At 48.0% G+C, this 16425-nt stretch carries 19 protein-coding genes; 6 read left to right on the top strand and 13 right to left on the bottom strand.

The features are described from left to right. Positions 1–10 precede the first annotated feature (10 nt). Together LEUMU_RS0116820 and pedF are read right to left on the bottom strand one after the other, a co-directional pair. Positions 11–922: a substrate-binding periplasmic protein gene (locus tag LEUMU_RS0116820; RefSeq protein ID WP_022953468.1), complete on the bottom strand. Its 912-nt coding sequence runs from the start codon at positions 920–922 to the stop codon at positions 11–13. 22 nt (positions 923–944) lie between these two features. After that, entirely contained in the window at positions 945–1652 is a 708-nt protein-coding gene (gene pedF, locus LEUMU_RS0116815; protein ID WP_022953467.1) for a cytochrome c-550 PedF, read from the bottom strand. 280 nt (positions 1653–1932) lie between these two features. Here pedF and LEUMU_RS0116810 point away from each other — a divergent pair, with 280 nt between their 5' ends. From LEUMU_RS0116810 to LEUMU_RS26560, 5 genes are read left to right on the top strand one after another with little or no spacing between them, the layout of a single operon-like run. Continuing rightward, positions 1933–3111, top strand: coding sequence for an ABC transporter substrate-binding protein (locus LEUMU_RS0116810; RefSeq protein ID WP_022953466.1), 1179 nt, complete (start codon positions 1933–1935; stop codon positions 3109–3111). Between the two features lie 4 nt (positions 3112–3115). Beyond that, on the top strand, positions 3116–4090 hold the full coding sequence (locus LEUMU_RS0116805; protein WP_026744864.1) for a YVTN family beta-propeller repeat protein: 975 nt from the start codon (positions 3116–3118) through the stop codon (positions 4088–4090). 43 nt (positions 4091–4133) lie between these two features. Further along, entirely contained in the window at positions 4134–4574 is a 441-nt protein-coding gene (locus LEUMU_RS0116800) for a hypothetical protein (RefSeq protein WP_022953464.1), read from the top strand. After that, positions 4574–5287 (top strand): ATP-binding cassette domain-containing protein, encoded by a 714-nt coding sequence (locus tag LEUMU_RS0116795; RefSeq protein WP_022953463.1) that lies wholly within the window; start codon positions 4574–4576, stop codon positions 5285–5287. The genes LEUMU_RS0116800 and LEUMU_RS0116795 overlap by 1 nt, the downstream gene beginning before the upstream one ends. After that, positions 5284–6066 (top strand): ABC transporter permease, encoded by a 783-nt coding sequence (locus LEUMU_RS26560; RefSeq protein WP_022953462.1) that lies wholly within the window; start codon positions 5284–5286, stop codon positions 6064–6066. Before LEUMU_RS0116795 ends, LEUMU_RS26560 begins: the two co-directional genes overlap by 4 nt. A gap of 14 nt (positions 6067–6080) precedes the next feature. Here LEUMU_RS26560 and LEUMU_RS26555 read toward each other — a convergent pair whose 3' ends face one another. Both LEUMU_RS26555 and LEUMU_RS26550 read right to left on the bottom strand, forming a co-directional pair. Continuing rightward, positions 6081–6845 carry a hypothetical protein gene (locus LEUMU_RS26555; RefSeq protein ID WP_022953461.1) on the bottom strand — a complete coding sequence of 255 codons (765 nt, stop codon included), beginning with the start codon at positions 6843–6845 and terminating at the stop codon, positions 6081–6083. A gap of 3 nt (positions 6846–6848) precedes the next feature. Further along, positions 6849–8039, bottom strand: coding sequence for an AAA family ATPase (locus tag LEUMU_RS26550; protein ID WP_022953460.1), 1191 nt, complete (start codon positions 8037–8039; stop codon positions 6849–6851). 174 nt (positions 8040–8213) lie between these two features. Here LEUMU_RS26550 and LEUMU_RS0116775 point away from each other — a divergent pair, with 174 nt between their 5' ends. Further along, a complete protein-coding gene (locus LEUMU_RS0116775; RefSeq protein WP_022953459.1) occupies positions 8214–9377 on the top strand; it encodes an ATP-binding protein in 1164 nt (387 codons plus the stop codon). A 550-nt stretch (positions 9378–9927) separates the two neighbouring features. On the opposite strand, the gene LEUMU_RS0116770 is transcribed toward LEUMU_RS0116775, so the two are convergent. The 9 genes from LEUMU_RS0116770 to LEUMU_RS0116730 are packed head-to-tail and all read right to left on the bottom strand — an operon-like array spanning position 9928 to position 16148. Next, positions 9928–10632: a TapB family protein gene (locus LEUMU_RS0116770; protein ID WP_040503990.1), complete on the bottom strand. Its 705-nt coding sequence runs from the start codon at positions 10630–10632 to the stop codon at positions 9928–9930. A 2-nt stretch (positions 10633–10634) separates the two neighbouring features. Continuing rightward, entirely contained in the window at positions 10635–11144 is a 510-nt protein-coding gene (locus tag LEUMU_RS0116765; RefSeq protein WP_022953457.1) for a hypothetical protein, read from the bottom strand. Then, the gene (locus tag LEUMU_RS0116760) at positions 11141–11755 is read right to left on the bottom strand and encodes a hypothetical protein (RefSeq protein ID WP_022953456.1); all 615 of its coding nucleotides are present in this window, start codon (positions 11753–11755) and stop codon (positions 11141–11143) included. The genes LEUMU_RS0116765 and LEUMU_RS0116760 overlap by 4 nt, the downstream gene beginning before the upstream one ends. Then, positions 11755–12483, bottom strand: a complete 729-nt coding sequence (locus LEUMU_RS0116755) for a MotA/TolQ/ExbB proton channel family protein (protein WP_022953455.1) — start codon at positions 12481–12483, stop codon at positions 11755–11757. Before LEUMU_RS0116755 ends, LEUMU_RS0116760 begins: the two co-directional genes overlap by 1 nt. After that, positions 12480–13154 (bottom strand): hypothetical protein, encoded by a 675-nt coding sequence (locus tag LEUMU_RS0116750; RefSeq protein ID WP_022953454.1) that lies wholly within the window; start codon positions 13152–13154, stop codon positions 12480–12482. The genes LEUMU_RS0116755 and LEUMU_RS0116750 overlap by 4 nt, the downstream gene beginning before the upstream one ends. 12 nt (positions 13155–13166) lie before the next feature. Further along, positions 13167–13826 carry a HupE/UreJ family protein gene (locus tag LEUMU_RS0116745; RefSeq protein WP_245570705.1) on the bottom strand — a complete coding sequence of 220 codons (660 nt, stop codon included), beginning with the start codon at positions 13824–13826 and terminating at the stop codon, positions 13167–13169. Between the two features lie 19 nt (positions 13827–13845). Then, positions 13846–14442: an ATP-binding cassette domain-containing protein gene (locus LEUMU_RS0116740; RefSeq protein ID WP_022953452.1), complete on the bottom strand. Its 597-nt coding sequence runs from the start codon at positions 14440–14442 to the stop codon at positions 13846–13848. Next, positions 14435–15187: an ABC transporter permease gene (locus LEUMU_RS0116735; protein WP_022953451.1), complete on the bottom strand. Its 753-nt coding sequence runs from the start codon at positions 15185–15187 to the stop codon at positions 14435–14437. The genes LEUMU_RS0116740 and LEUMU_RS0116735 overlap by 8 nt, the downstream gene beginning before the upstream one ends. A 4-nt stretch (positions 15188–15191) precedes the next feature. Continuing rightward, positions 15192–16148, bottom strand: coding sequence for an ABC transporter substrate-binding protein (locus LEUMU_RS0116730; RefSeq protein ID WP_022953450.1), 957 nt, complete (start codon positions 16146–16148; stop codon positions 15192–15194). Positions 16149–16425: the final 277 nt, after the last annotated feature.

Raw genomic sequence — 16425 nt, 5'->3', positions numbered from 1 at the left:
CTGCCGCCAATTAGTAATCAGGCTGCGCATAACTGACGTCGTATTTCTCGAAAATTGTCTGCATGCGGCCATCTTTCACCATATCTTCAATAATGCCGTCGGCGGTGTAGAACACTTCCCGATAACGGAAGTTGACGGCAATGCCAATGGTCCACTCGTTGAGTGCAAAATTAACCAGTGGGGGAGTGTCGACGGCAACCTTCTCGGCTTGGTCGTCGGTTTTATCAAGGTATTCAAGCTTGCCCTTAACGCCCATAACGGCATCGACTTCACGCTTGAGCAGGCCATCAAAAGCTTGCTTGTGGTCGTCATAATGGATCACGTTTTTGCGTAACATGCCGCCATTAAAGTTGCCAAGGTAGAAGTCTGAAACGGTGTCGTTCTCAACGCCGACTTTGTGAAAACGGTAGTATGGTGTGGTCGGTGCGCCATCCGGAAAGGCATCCTTCCAGTAGGCAGTGGCTAAGGTTTCATTGAAGTACTGACCGCCCAGTACCACAAACTCATTGCGGCACTGGAGATCCTTATTGTACGGGGCATGCATCATAATATTGGAGACTGCGCCATTGATTAAGCCTCCTCGCCAAACTTGGTTGCGGAAATCGGCGTCTACATTTTCATCGGAGGCAAAAAAGTTAAACCTTGCTGCAACGCCGATTTCTTCCGCAATTACTTTGGCAATATCGATATCAATTCCTTTGGCTTCTGTTCCAGACTTCCAGGAGTAAGGGGCAAAGTCTTCATAAACGGCAAACGTTAAATACCCGCGTTCAAGAATCGTATCGAAATCTTGCCCAACAATATTTATCGTATCAGCGCGCTTAGGCACTACATCGCCAAAGCCTTTAGCTAAATCCTCACAATTGGCAAACGCCAATCCACTCACGGCTACCAGCCAGATGCTCAAACAGAATCGATACATTAATTATTCCCGCTATTTAGGATTATTTGGATGCACTCAAACCGATGGTTAGTATTTCGGCTGCTTTGGCAAAGCTGGTTGGAGAGCCATCTAATGCCAAGGCTGCACGCGAGACTGCTGACTCCGCCAGTGGTGCGCCAGAGGCTGTTTTAGCCGTCGCGCCGATATCCGCCAACTCTTTTTGAGCCTCTGTCGCCAGCTGGGCATAGTCTGCGGGATTGCTACCGGCTTCGATCGCACCGCCGAGTACTTTGAGTTTGTCGCGAATCGCGAACAGGGTCTCTTGGTTATCCTTAAAGGCATCATCCGCAGGACGGGTTTCAACATAGGTGCGAATCGCCCAAGCCGCTTGCTGGCCGAGGATGCTCTCAAAGCCCGGCATCTTGGTAATGCCATTTTGGGTTGCGCCATGGCGGAAGCGTTCGATGTACCACTCATCACCATCGGAGTCGGCACTGAGTAATCGTAGATCAGGGGCTATGCCACCGGAAACCACTTCAAGGCCGTGGCAGCGCGCGCAGTTTTCGTTATAGCCAGAGGAACCGATGTTGACAGCTTTCTGCCAGTTTTCGTTGCTTGGGTCACGCCAAGGGTTTTCCTCAAGCCACTCTTCGCCCAGCTCGGGAAGGTTGGAAGTATCCATCGCTTGTGGGGTCACGTTGCCATGAGCCGTTGCGTTGGTGTAGATGAACATGGATAGCGGGATAGATAAAAGTAGTGATGACTTCATTGGGTTTCTCCTCCAATTTTTTACAACAAATCTAAGTGTTTTTCAGGACGCAAAAGCAATTCGCTCGCGGTTTAACCTGTATCGTCGAAACCGCTTAAGCACTAGGGCCACATCCTAAGTTGATCGACAACGGACTGTAATATACCCCAAGATTTGGCTTTGCTAAGGGCCAGAGCGCGGCATTGGATTCTGAGGTTATTGATAAGGACTGCTGGTTTAGTCGCGGGCCGAGTTCACTGAGATTATCGAGGTCGTTAATCAATCATTTAAAGGCGTGTTTATGAAGTGGCTTACTACCGTCGTGCTTTTTGTTTGTTTGCTCAATCCGCTACTGGCGGAGGAGCCAAGATCGGTTGATGTGTTGTATCTGAAAATACAGCAGGCAGAGCGCCCAACCCTGTCAAACCTTGACCCGATTCCTGATGACCTTGGATTAAAAGGCGCGGAGTTAGGCATGAAGGACAACAACACAACCGGCAGCTTTTTGGGCTACACATTCCAACTGGATATTCAGGAATTTGATGAGGCGGATAGCGAAGAGGGGCTGGCATCGGTTAAAGCCGCAATCAAAAACAGCGATGCGGACTACGTACTGCTGGATATGAATGCCAAACAACAATTGGCAGTGATTGATGAGGCGGGGAGCGAGCAAAAGCTATTCTTTAATGTACGTGCTTATGATGTCTCGCTGCGCAATGAAGCGTGTCGTGCCAATCTGCTACACACGCTGCCAAGCTATGCCATGCGCGCCGATGCTTTTATGCAATTCCTCATTCAAAAGAAGTGGAACACGCTGCATTTGCTGGAAGGCAATAGCGAAGAGGATGCGTTATTTGCCCAAGCACTGCGCCGCTCGGCCAAGAAATATCAGCTGGAGTTTCAGCAAGATTCGAAGTGGTTACTCGATGGCGATCTACGCCGTCATGCGGCTTCCGAAGTCTCCTTACTCACGCAGAAATTTGGTGACTACGATGTCTTGTTTGTGGCGGATGAGTGGAATGATTTTGCCCGTTACATTCGCTACAACACCTGGAAGCCAAGACCCATCTTTGGTGGCGACGGGCTACGCTCAATGGGCTGGTCTGAGGTGTTTGAACAATGGGGCTCTGCTCAGTTGCAAAGCCGCTTTAAATCGCTGGCCGACCGCGCCATGCAAAGCGAAGACTACGCCGCTTGGATTGCACTGCGGGCGATTGATGAAGTAAATCTCAAAACCAAATTTGCCCCGCTATCAGAGCAGAGAACCTATTTACTGAATGACGCTGAGCTGGCTGGGTTTAAAGGACGTCCACTGTCTTTTCGTGACTGGAATGGCCAGTTACGCCAGCCCATTGGTTTAGCGCACCAGAGTGCCTTGGTGGCGATGGCACCACTGGACGGTTTTTTACATTCACGTAACGAGTTGGATGGATTGGGATACGACAAAGGCGAATCAGACTGTAACGCATTTAAGGAGTGAGATTATGAAGAGGGGATGTCTTTTTACATTCACATGTTTATCCATGTTGGCTGGCACTGCGGTGGCAGATGAGATTTGGGTATCCAATGAAAAGTCGGACACGGTATCCGTGATTGATGTGGATACGATGGAGAAGGTACGCGAGTACAAAGTCGGTGACCGCCCGCGCGGGATTGTTTTTTCCAAGGACTACAATACGCTGTATATCTGCGCATCGGACTCTGATGCAGTGCAGGTCATGGATGTGGCATCGGGAGAAATACTCTATGACTTGCCATCGGGGGAAGACCCAGAGCAATTCGCTTTACATCCCAATGGTCGCCTGCTTTATATCGCCAATGAAGATGACGCGATTACTACGGTAGTCGATACTGAAACTCGTCGCGTGGTGACGCAAATCAATGTGGGTGTCGAGCCGGAAGGCATGGCCGTTAGCCCTGATGGCAAGGTTTCGATTACCACCTCTGAAACCACCAATATGGCGCATTGGATTGATACGGAAACCCATAAGATTTTCGCCAATTCGCTGGTTGATGCGCGCCCCCGACATGCGGAGTTTACCGAAGATGGCAAACGCCTGTGGGTGAGCTCTGAAATCGGCGGTACTGTCACGGTATTTAAAACCGATGGCCAAAGCGAGCTGGCCAAAATCAGCTTCGAAATCCCCGGTGTGCATCGGGATAAAATCCAACCGGTTGGCGTTGAGCTGAATAAAGATAACAGCCTTGCCTTTGTTGCTTTGGGGCCTGCCAACCACCTTGCCGTTGTCGATACCACCAGCTATGAAGTCGTGAAATACATACTGGTTGGCAAGCGGGTATGGCACATGGCGTTTTCACCCGATTACAAATACCTGTTCTCCACCAATGGAGTCTCGGGTGATGTGAGTGTGATTGATTTAGACAAGTTGGAAGCCATTAAAGCGATCAAAGTTGGGCGCTTCCCTTGGGGGATCGCAGCGCGACCTACGAGTAATTGACCCTATAACAGATCGCATCGATTTTTAAACAGGAGAGGAAAAAATGAAAAGTGCATGGTTGTTAGCAGCGTGTTTAGCATTCACCGGCGTGGCAATTGCCGATGATGACGATAACAAACCGTTGGGCATGGCGGGCTTGTTATCCGGATCAAATAAAGTCGATTTACCTGAGGTGACCTTATCGGTTGGCGAGCCGTTGGGTGGCCCTTGGGAGCTGAAGTCGGGGACTTATTATGAAGTGGAAATTACGGCGGATGGCTCGGGCGAGATCGGACTAGACTTTGCCTCCTTCTCACGGGCAATATGGATTGATGAGATCGTCATCGAGGGGCTGGAGATTCGCCCTTATGGCATTGAGTCGGTCGAGTTTGATGATGCCGGCACCATGGAAATTGGCTTTGTCGCCATCAAGCCCGGCAAGTACGCCATCAGTATTCCCGGTAGTACCGGAAAAACCCAAAAACTGGATATCGAGATTAAATAGTGGCAGAAATTATTCTAGAGAATGTTGATTTTTCCTATGGGAAAAAAGTGGTGCTGAAAGACTTTTCACTGAGCATAAAAGGGGAAGGCTTTACCGCATTGTTAGGTGCAAATGGCGCGGGTAAGTCAACCACGTTTAACTTGATCTCTGGAATACTGACGCCAGATCGCGGTAGGGTAAGGATTGGCGGTGTGGATGCGCATGATCGTATGCAGCGCCACACTGCCAATATGGGCTTTGTGTTTCAAGAAAACACCTTAGACCTTGAACTGTCAGTCCAGCAGAACATTCGTTACTTTGCCGGGTTGTACGGGCTTAAACACTATCAGGCTCGCTCGGAAGCATTGCTAAAAGAGTTTGGACTTTGGGCGCAACGTGCTGATAAAGCCGCTAGCCTGAATGGTGGGCATCGCAGGCGCTTGGAAATCGTGCGAGCGCTGTTACCAAATCCGGAAATCCTCATTCTGGATGAGCCAACCAGCGGGCTTGACCCGACCATCCGCCAAGAGATTTCTAATCAAGTTCACGCACTAGCCAAGCAGGGCGTCAACGTGGTTTGGATTACGCATCTACTGGATGAAATCGAGGAACACGACCAAGTGATTCTATTGGAAAAAGGCCAGATAAAAGAGCAGGGCACCTTTGCCGAGCTGGGCGGAGCGCAGGGAATCAAATCCAAATTTGTGGCTAAAGAAGAGTTGTTACAATTATGAGTGCGATGCGAGCGATTATCTGGCGGGAATTACTGCGGTTTTTACATCAGCGTGAGCGCTTTGTTGCGGCGTTGGTGCGTCCTTTGGTGTGGCTGCTGATCTTCGGGGCTGGCTTTCGTGCAGCACTAGGGCTGGCGATCTATCCGCCTTATGACACCTACATCCGCTACGAAACCTATATCGTGCCTGGGCTGTGCGGGATTATCGTGCTGTTTAATGGCATGCAGTCCGCGCTGAGTATTGTTTATGATCGTGAAATGGGCTCGATGAAGCTGTTGTTGGTTGCGCCGATCTCGCGCCAGTGGATGCTGTTTTCAAAGTTGATTGCCAGTGCGTCAGTGGGCTTGCTGCAGGTGTGGACGTTTCTGCTGATCGCCTACTTTGTAGGAATACGGGTCGAGCCGATGGGCTATCTACTGGCGACTCCGGCGATTTTTCTAACTGCTCTGATGTTGGGGGCGCTGGGCTTGGCGATTTCAACGCTGATTACTAAATTGCAGAACTTTGCGGGAGTGATGAATTTTGTGATCTTCCCGATGTTTTTTGCCTCGACCGCGTTGTATCCGCTGTGGCGAATTCAGGAAAACGCGCCTTGGTTGGCTAGAGTGGTGGAGTTTAATCCGTTTAGCCATGGGGTGGAGCTGATTCGGTTTACGCTGTATGGGAAATTGGAATGGGTTAATTTGGTGGTTGTGGTTGGCTGCTTGGGGCTGTTTTTTGGGCTGGCGCTTTGGGGGTATCAGTCTAAGCGGGGGGTGCTTAAGAGGAAGTTTAGGTGAGGTTGGGCTGGAGCTTAGCTTGCAACTTCACCACAGATAGCCCGAATTGCAGTTTTAATCTGGTGGCATAGATCATTAAAGCTGGGCATATCAATTTTTTCCGGGTCCAGCTGATCAACTAAGTCATTTAAATCGGACCGAGTGTATTTTGAGTTCCCGAGTATTTCTCCTAGCACGGCTTTAGGTGCTCGATTTGGTGAGTTGTCATTGCCAGAAAGGTTGGTCTCCAGCAAACCACAGTGTTGATATGGGGACTCTTTTACGCCGCAAATTAGCCAAGCCTCCGATGTTGGTTTTGGCACGATTGCTAAGCCTTGGTTTTCGAATTTTGCCGCACGAAACCCCGCCTTTATAGCCTGAGTTAATTTTTCTTGGCGGTCAGGCATATCTTCAAGCTGACTTCTTGTACCATCGGTATCATGGAAATAGGCTGCCATTTGGTGGTTGTTGGATTGCGCATACTCAGCTAATACCTGTGCTCGTTGAGCGTGTACAGTCATTCCTTTGGCTACAGCTTTGCTCGGGCGAATAAGGCCGCGCTTCTTTTCTTTACATTTGGATATTAGCCACGTTTCATCTATCAAGGTCAGATGGGATGCGACATTTTCTTGCTCTAGGTTGTCGATATTCCAATTAGGCAAATATTGTTGGATAGTTTTGAACATGAGCAGTGCAACCGGCCCAACATCTAATTGATTATCAGTACATATGGCTTGGCTATTATTGCAGGTCCCCATGTCTGTAGGGCCTTCCCCCGTCATTACGATTTTTTGCAGCACGGTTCAGACTTCCTGCTGTACAGTTTTTTGACGTTGAGACTCAGCTTCTTTAGCAATATCTCTCAAGTACACATCTAGCATCGCGTCGCCAGGTGCAAGGCTCTCTAGTTTTTCAGCGGCGGAGGGAACATCAAAGAAGCGAGTAGCATGGGTTTGTCCGTCATCACGTTTGTAGATTAGTATGACCGATTTTTTTGCTGTTTCATCATCCATGTAATTTAAGATCATAGGACTATGAGTGGTAACAATAATTTGCTTAGGTGAGGCCACTAAAGCATCAACAATCTGCTCGGTAACTTCGGGGTTGATACCGTTTTCGATTTCATCAAATAGTACCGTTTTTAGCGGGCTGAATTGCTGCGCTAATATTACGAGCAAACGAAGCGTGCCATCGTTGATATGCTTTGGTTCAGTTGTAAGTACTTGTCCTTTTCCTGATCCATCGACATAATTTTCAGCCAACTCTAGCTGTAACCAACCTGAGCGTAATGTTTTTGTGTATATATCTTTTACCTGCGGGTAGTAAGTTTGCAATTGCTCTACGAGTTGTTTTTTTTGATCATCCTTAAGTTGATGAATAAACACCGGTAGTTGCTCTCCTCCTATACCAATTTCACTCTTATCACTTTTTCTAGCTCTAAGCCTTAACGATTGTGGTGACAATAAATCAAGTGATCGTATATCGCAGATCTCTTTCTTAATCATTTCAATTTCTGGGCTCAGTGCTGATGATTTTAGTTGGGATAGAACAGAGCCTTCGTAACGAAAGTTTATGGGTTCTGCTTCTTCACCACGAACTGTGTAATGTCCCTTTGCTACTTCGAACAGAGTAGTGTGAACTTTGTCTGCTTTAGCATTGAGGTCAATATGAATAATGCTCTCATGTGTTAAGGATAATTTTGTACGATTAAATGCACCGAACCACAAATAATTCTGCCCATTAATTTTTAAGCCAAGTCCAATTTTTATATTACTTCTATTAACTAATTTTGAGTTTAAATCTTTTACGTCCCAATTTCGCTTATTCAACCACTCTGTGACACTGCCTGACATCAACGCACTAGTGAAGTCGAGGGCTTGGAGCACGCTACTTTTTCCTGCACCATTCAGTCCGATTAGACATGAAAACTTTGATAATTCAATATTAAAATCAACCAGTGATTTGAAGTTATCAATATGGAAGTGAACGATCATGCTTTGGGTCCTGAGTGCTTCTCTGTAAGGGTTGTATTCATAAGCTTGATTTTACAGGTATTTATGAGTTACTGCTCGTTAATTGGTATAGCTTGTTTTGCAAAGTGTAGTTCCGTATCTTGCGCATGTAAATCAGGACTTGAACTCCAGATTTACATGAAATAGTCTGAGCCTATGATCCCACGTAACCTTACCTCCGAACTCCTCACTCAGCTCAAAGAGTACCCTATTGTCACCGTACTTGGTCCGCGCCAGTCTGGAAAAACAACGCTGACTCGTGCAGTTCTGCAAGATTATGAGTACGTGAGCCTTGAGCATCCTGAAAACAGAGAGATTGCCACCGAGGATCCAAAGGCTTTTCTAAAGCGCTACTCAAATAAGGTAATCTTTGATGAAATCCAGCGCGCACCGCATCTGCTGAGCTATTTGCAAGGCATGGTGGATGAGCGTGCTGAAAACGGACAATTTGTTTTAACAGGTTCGCATCAGCTGGAATTGCGAGCGGCGATTACTCAGTCTCTGGCGGGAAGAACGGGGATTTTACACCTGCTACCGCTAACCATTTCTGAGTTAAGCGCAGCTGGTATTCAGTTCGATGAGTTTGAGGATTATCTATTTAATGGCTTTATGCCACGAGTGTATGACCAGCAGCAACGACCACATACTGCGTACGCCAACTACTATCAAACCTATTTGGAGCGCGATGTCAGGCAGTTGATCAACTTGAAAGATGTCACGTTGTTTGAAAAGTTCATCAAGCTATTGGCTGGGCGAGTAGGGCAGTTGGTTAACTATCAGTCGCTGGCTAATGATGTTGGCGTAGATAGCAAAACGATCAAACACTGGCTATCAATTCTGGAAGCCTCGTTTGTGGTGTTTAAGCTCCCGCCGTACTTTGAGAATTTTGGTAAGCGTGTCATAAAGTCACCGAAATACTATTTCACCGATACAGGCTTGCTTTGCTATTTATTGGATATTGAAAACGTTAAGCAGGTACGACGCGATCCATTGATCGGTAATATGTTCGAAAACCTTGTGGCGTTGGAAGCGTTAAAAACGCGCTATAACCAAGGGCTCACATCGAATCTCTATTTCTTCCGAGATTCGGCTGGCAATGAAGTCGACCTATTGTTTAAGTCCGGCAGAGACCTTATTGGTGTTGAAATCAAAGCGGCATCGACATGGCACCATCGTTTTAAGAAAGGCTTGGTACACTTTTCTGAGAAGAACTCATCGCTTTATCGATCAGTAATTGCTTACAGTGGGGAGCGTATTGAGTTTAGTGATGATGTGATCGCTATTCCTTATGATCAGATCGCAAGCGTATTTGAGCCTTAAATATTAACTAGTATTTTGAGCGTCTGATTATTGGGAAGAGTAGTGCAGATTATAAGCTAATCAACAGAATAGTCAAAGGGTGTCACGAAGAGATCTAAAGCTAGAAAGGATAAAGCTGCGGCTGAGCCACAGCTTTTCCTTATTCATTTAAGCTAGTCTTGCTAGATTTAACCGCTCACTTGAAATGAGCAGTTGATATGTAACGTTTTACTTTTTAAACGATCACAATAATTAAAAAACATATTACTGTGGTTTCTCTAGTCGCAGTTTTTAAGATAGGCATTAAATTTTTAATCGTCCAAAAATAATAATGCTTTTTATATTTTACGTACTACAAAACATTTAAATGGTTAAAGAAAAGATTGCTGCAACAAAGAGAGAGTTAATTATCTTTTTCGTAATAAATCCTCCTAAACTAAGCAATTAAAAGAAATATACACTGTAAGCTAGCGTAACCTAAGAAACTAATTACCTGCCTACGACTTATACAATAGAACTTTCCCAGAATTTATCAAGTGTTTTTTTACTTTTATTTATTACCGTTTTTTATTTAGTTAGAAATCAATTCAAAAACATAGCGCCCGCCCTTGTAAACGCTCGTTTCCAGCGGTTCAGTCCGCTCTAATTTAACCATCCCAACACCAGGGGCATACCACTCCCGCGTTTTAACCGGCACATCCGTATAACCCGTCATCGGATCAGCAAAAATGGTCAAGGTGGCGTCACCTTCTACCAGCAAGCAATGTTCAAATTTCCCCGCCGGAACAACTACCGTTTCATCCTGCGAAGCAATGCGGTAATTCATCACAAAATCTTTCGTCGCGTTGGCACTGGCGATGGTCGAAGGGCCGGTTCGATGGATGACATAACTGGTAGTTGTGGATGACCAAGTCCGCTCGGAACTGCCAAGGTAAGGCGTCGGCAGCACCAGACGCGCCGGTTCATCAACTACCGGATGCGTTTCAAATAGTGTTCGGCTAGCATAGCGATAAATACCATCCGGCTTTTGCAGCAGATAATAGTCCCGGTCGGTACTGGTACGGCGTATGGTTAGCGTTTCGTTTCCAACTTTAGTCGTTCCCAGATTCGTTACTGTATAAAGCCCTTGTTCCTGCTTGGCTGAGGTGGTGAGTTGATAACGGTATTGCCAGCTCAAGCCTTCCTGCAATGGGAAGTAATCGTTTGATTTCGGTTTGTCGCTACAACCAATCAACCCCACCGAGGCGATTAGCATGATGAGTATGCTCCGCCACATGGTTATTTCTCCGGTAGGGCTTGCTTGGGTAAGTCGGAGAATTCGATGACTTGTGGATTTTCCCCTGCATAACCGCCCGCAGCTTGTTTATTACCAGCTTCTAATTGAAGCGTGCCGAGCTGTAGTTCACCGTTACGCATATTCCGCAAGGCTTCCTGAGCTTTGCTATGCAATTGTTTGGAGTAGGGCAGTACATGCGCGCGTGGCTGCTCTGCGGGCTGATGGGTGGAGAGGTCAGTTAGCCACAGGTGTATCGTGCCAGTCACGCCGTTTTCTTTATCCGGCTCTTCAATGACAGCGCCGTGCAGTAGGAATTTTTCCGGCACTGGATTGCTACTCGGCCAACCTTGAGCACGATCCCAGCCCTGATAGGCTATCCAGTAACTGCCACTGACCATGAGTACCAGCAGCAGGCGTAATACCCAATGCAGGTGACTGTAAATCAGCACCAGCGCTAACAGGGCCAACACCACGACATTAACAGCAACAAGTAGCAGGATAGATTCATTCATTTGCGATCACCAACCAGTGAGGTTTGTAGGGTATTGATGTTTTCGACCTTGCCTTGAGCATTCAGCGTAAAGCGCACCGCTGTTTTCTCTTCGCCTTCCTGTTTTAGGCTGAGCGTGGCGTAGTACAATACCTTGAGAGTGGGGTTTACTTCGGCCACATAAATCGTAACAGGGACTTCCAGTTGATCCGTGCTTTTGTAGTAGTGAACATTGACGATAAATTCGCCGGGAGGGCGGCCACGAATCGTCACCACCTCCTGGTTTAGCGGGTTCACAATTTCCTGCCCATCTACTTGCTGGGTGTCATTGGTGAGGCCACGGTCATCCCTATCCAAATGCATCAGGCCATTTTGTGTTTGCTTGAACCAGACTCGCGTGTTTTGCGGCCCCTGTACCCAGGTATCAATATCGTTGGCATTGCCGTCTTCCCAGCTGACAGTGATTAGAAACTCCGCCTTTGGGTTAATGATGCCGCTTTTTGCTGGTGGGTTGATTAGCAGTAAGGAGATTAGGAATAGAAAGGTAAAGGTCAGTAGGGCGTTAAATAGCAAATCGGTAAACGGGTCGCTACCGGAGTCACTCATGCGCTGGCGTGAGCGGAACATAGCCATTAGCTACGGCTCTCCAAGCTAGGTTCTTGTGCTGTTTGCTGCACCCACGTTAGGGTGCGCACTAGCAAGCGATCCGCACAGTGATCAAGCAACAAATATTGAATGCCCAATATCATGCTACCGACCAAGCCTAGTAGGGTGGTATTCAGTGCCACCATCATGCCTTGGGTCATCTGCTGCATTAGCCGTTGCACTTGCTCGATATCCAATGAATCCAACCCACCAATGGAGGTTAGCATCATGATAAAACCAATCACGGTTCCGAGTAATCCGAGCTTGATCATGGCTCCGGCGGTAAACCAACCAAAAGCATGTTGATAGTGAAAATGTTCAGCTAGCAACTCGCCATTGAGGGATAGGTTGTCGGGCTGTTTTTGTGTGCCATCGCTTATCATTAGCGGCAGATAAATACTGAGGATGGTCTTGCTTGATTTCTGCTGATTGCCATTATCGCTAATGAAGTCGCGTTGCCAATATAGTAGTTCTGATTCCAGCCGGGATAGCTGGTAACTGCGGTAGGCACAGTGCAGGCTAGTCAGCGCGGTGAGGAGAAGTAACACCAGACTAATACGAGTTTGGTCAGCAGAAAGTACCGCAGGCAGCAGGCCAATATCCCAAGTGACCATCACCATAAATAACAATAGTCCGGCCAGCCATAGCCAGCTGATTAGCGTGTGAGGGGCGGCTAAGGTGTTGGCACTTTTGCTGTTGGTTTGCTGTTTCTTCAATGTGTCACCAACCCCTGATAATAGCCTTCTGTTGTCAGCTTAATGGTGATGGGTAGGTCGGTTTCATTCTCCCAATACCAGCCATGCAAGCCTGAGAAGGGCGCGGTAAAGGTTCCGGCAGATTGGGTTTCACCCTTGCTTAGCCAGTAGCTGGTGAAGTCATTCTCGGCGGCGTTAATGACATTGCCATGCATATCAAAACTCACGGTGCCCTCGCTAACTTCCCAGTGGAATAGCATTTTATTGCCTTGCTCTATGTGGGCTTTAACTTCCATGCCTTGCTTGGGGAGCAGAGTGAGTTTGATGTTATCGGAGAGCCATTTTGCAGGGTGCTTTTGTAACACCTTATCCACCACTTCGTCTGTTGTCTTGCTTAGTGATTCGTCTAAAGCTTGGCCGGATGACTTGTTTATTGAGTCACCCAAAACTTGTCCCGACTCGGCGCTATTCTGAGCTGTTGGGGCGGTGGCTTTGTTGATGCTGTTATCAGCTTGGTACAGTTGTATGAGGCCGATTCGCTTACCCAAACCGCTAGGGTCAATGCCATATTCAGCCGGCAAAACAGCCGTTATCAACACGACGGCAGCCACCACCAGCGCAATAAGCATGGATAGCAATAGTTGCTTACCAGAGGGCAATGCCTGTCTATTCATATCAGAGATATCTCGCATAGCGTTCCCCTTTTAGGTGAGCCAATAGCCCGTTAGCTGGTAGCCGGTCAAAATGAATCCCAATGTCATCAACACAACATTGGCGGTATACGCCTGTTGGAGAAAATGAGAGGAGCGTCGCCATAGATTCATGACGATTAAAATAACGGCCAGTGCCAGTAGTTGGCCAAATTCAACGCCGAGATTAAAGGCCAGAATATTCATCACTAAGCCATCTTCGCCAAGGGCGAAATCCTGCAATTTACTGGCCAAGCCAAAGCCATGCACCAAGCCAAAAATCAGCACTGCCCAACGAGTATCCGGCTGCCAATCAAACCAGCGTTTGTAGGCGCCTAAGTTATCCAGCGCTTTATACACAATCGATAAGCCGATAATGGCATCCACCCAATAGGCATTCACATGCAGGCCGCTAAGCACGCCATACAGCAAAGTGATGCTATGGCCGACCGCAAACAACGTGACATACAGTGCAACGTCCTTCATGCGGTAGAGAAAAAAGATCACACCTAATAGGAACAGTAAATGGTCATAGCCGGTGACCATGTGTTTAGCGCCCAGATAGATAAAGGGAATGATTTGCACACCGCTGACTTGCTGCAAATAGTCGGCATCACCACCGGCAACGCCATGCGCCCAAGTGGCAGGCGCCAGCAGCAGGCAAGCGATTAACAAGCCCAGCGCCACAGGCCACTTAGGGTGATTGCAGGGTTGCCGGCGTGCCTTGCATTTGAATAGCCTTTGCTCCAAGCGTGTTCGCCTCCGTCGCATCGTGGGTTACATGGATAAGTGTCGCATCTGATTGGTCCAGCAGGTTGCGGGTTAGGCTGAGCATATCGGCTTTCAGCTGCGGGTCGAGAGAGGTGAATGGCTCATCCAACAGCACAAGATCCGCCTTGCTGAGAAAGGTTCTGGCCAGTGCGAGTCGGCGCTGTTGGCCCAGCGAAAGTTGCCTCGGAAAGTGCATGCCTTTATCCCCCAGCCCCACTTGTTTCAACGCTTCCTCAGCATCTGACTGAGTGGCATCGGGATGAAAAATCATCAGGTTCTGGTAGCAGTTTCGCCACTCTAATAAGTTTGGCCCCTGAAACATATAAGCGATCTTTTTAGGGCGATTCACTTTGCCTTCATAGCGGGTATCCAGCCCTGCGATAATGCGCAATAAGGTCGACTTACCAATGCCTGAAGGCCCGAGTAGGCTGACCCGTGATCCTGCGTTTAAGCTCAGCTTGCAGCTACCTAATATCTGCTGCTTACCAAAGGTTTTACCCGATACATCAACATCAATCATGTTGCCTCCAGCGTGTGGCATACCGTTCTAAGGGCTGCATAATCAGGAACTCTATGAGCAGAATGAACACCACAAAGCTCAGTGCATAAGCCAATACCCCTGTAATATTAAACAGTGAGAATTGGGTGTGGATTTGTCGGCCAATGCCGGTACTGCGACCAAGGAACTCAACCACCAGCACAATCTTCCAAATCACCGATAAACCGGTACGCGCCGCTGCAACGACATGGGGCAGTAGCTCTGGCAGAATAATGTGTCGGAATTTATCCAGTGGCGAGAGCTTGAAGACTTGGGCTAAATCGCGAAGCTCGGATGAGGCATTGCGTGCGCCTTCGCGGATTAGCGTCATTACCAGCGGCAGTTTATTCAGCGTAACGGCGAGGATGGCGGCGGTTTCATTTAGGCCAATCCACAGATAGCACAGAACGATTAACACCAGCGCAGGAAGGTTTAGAAACACGATCAGCCACGGATCAAGCCAGGCATTTAATAGCGGGTAGCGGCCCATCAAATAGCCGAGTATGCCACCGAGTATCATGGCAAGCGAAAATGCCCAGATGATCCGGACAGTGGTGTCAATCAGGTGCAGTTGAAGGTCGCCAGTGGCCCAAAGCTCAGCCATCTTTTGCCCGACAATCAGGGGCGATGGCAGCACCTGAGGGTCAGCCATCACCACTGAAAGGATACTCCAGGAGAGGAGGAGTATCCCCAGTGAAACCAGACGAATTAAATGCTCGTTGCGCATTGAGTTAGTTGTCTAGTGAGATAAAAAGGTCTTTGGGGAGCGTGGTCGCTTTACCAACTAAATCGGGGCCACCGAGTTTTGCCATCATTTGCAGGGTGTTATCAACGGCGGCTTCATCGACTGTGGTGCCAGTGGGAATGCCGGCTCTAAAGCCTGCTTTCAGGGCTTCAAATTCCGCCTCATTTTTAGGCTTCATGCGCGTTCTGACGGCATCAAAGGCAGCATCGTCATTGCTCAGCATTGCTTTGGCATCTCGCGAAGCCGCGAATAAACCTTGGGATAATTTGGTATCCATTTTGCCGTTTACGATGTAACCCAGCAGTGGCACGGAAGGATCAAGTCCTAAGGATTTAGCAGCATCCTGTACCGAGATAATTTCTTTGAGCCCGGCGGCTTTAGCTTTAGCCTGGAAGTGCCAGAAATTGATTACGCCATCAATATCGCCACTCATGGCCGCTTTAAACATAATCGGTGGTGCGCCGTACTCTTGTTTAGTATCGGCTTTGAGATCAAGCAGTCCTTCCTGTTTGGCATAGGCTTGCAGGATTAGCCAGGATTTATCAAGCGGTCCACCAGCGACGCCAATGCGCTTTCCGGCAAGGTCTTTTAATGAATTAATGCCACTGTCGGCTTTCACCATAATCCCACCGACGGCGGTGGAGTAGGGGATAAATTTGAGGTCGCGGCCTTCGGCACGTTGCGCAGCAGCCCAGATAAAGTCGGAAACCATCACATCGATCTCGCCGCCCAGAAAGGCAATGTCAGAGGCACTGCCGCCACCCATGGGAATCACGTCTAGCTTAAAGCCGTATTTCTCATCCAACTTGTTGTTCTTAATGGTATCGAGTTCCCAGTTTACTGTGCCGTAGGCCAGTGCACCGAGGCGGATGGTGGGTAGCTCAGCGCTCCAGCTTGCCGAACTCAATAACAACGCTGCCGCAATAAACAGGCTTCTGATCATTTCTCTCTCCTTTTAGTTGTGTGGTCCCAAATATGAGTCAGGCCACAGTGCTTGACGTTACCGATACCCAATTCGCCTTTAGGTTAGTCAATAACCCGATATTCTCAGTCCACCTTGCAACTTACTAAACCAGCAGTCCGTATCTGTAAGCTCAGAATCCACAGCTGCCTGTAGGCTGTTAATCATGGTGGGGTCCTATGCTATGTTGAAATTGTCGATATACCTGAATTGAGTGGCTTAGTTTTGGTGTGTCAATTGCAACGTGAAGTGTTGAATT

Origin of the sequence: Leucothrix mucor DSM 2157, from assembly GCF_000419525.1 — a bacterium.
In the GTDB taxonomy this organism is placed as follows: Bacteria; Pseudomonadota; Gammaproteobacteria; order Thiotrichales; family Thiotrichaceae; genus Leucothrix; species Leucothrix mucor.
Note: the sequence above shows the minus strand (reverse complement) of the source record. Positions and strands in the feature narration are given on the sequence as shown.